Source organism: Streptomyces ossamyceticus, from assembly GCF_001418475.1.
Classification (GTDB): Bacteria; Actinomycetota; Actinomycetes; order Streptomycetales; family Streptomycetaceae; genus Streptomyces; species Streptomyces ossamyceticus.
In genome coordinates this window covers 1-242 of sequence record NZ_LIQX01000295.1, presented here as the reverse complement: position 1 = coordinate 242, position 242 = coordinate 1, and the positions used below count along the sequence as shown (strand labels likewise).

Annotated in this window: 1 pseudogene; it reads right to left on the bottom strand. The window is 71.9% G+C overall.

Annotated elements, in window-relative coordinates:
* Positions 1–188: pseudogene (locus AOK15_RS47095) on the bottom strand (spermine synthase); the annotation flags it as partial.
* Positions 189–242 lie beyond the last annotated feature (54 nt).

Sequence of the window (242 nt, the reverse complement as noted above, 5' to 3'; positions counted from 1 at the left end):
CGCCGTTGGTACTCGAACGACAGATACGCGGGGTCGTCGAGGTCGACGTGCGACTGCGGAGCCCCGTCGACGAGCAGCGTCCAGGCCCGCGCCCGGTCCGGATCCGGCACCAGCTCGGCGAGCCCTCCGTCGACCGCCTCGGCGACGACGTCGGCTCCCCGTCCCCGCCCCTTCTTGGACCTGCCCATACGGCCATTATCGACCGTGCGGAGCAGGTCCTCCACGCCGGTGTACCCCCCGAC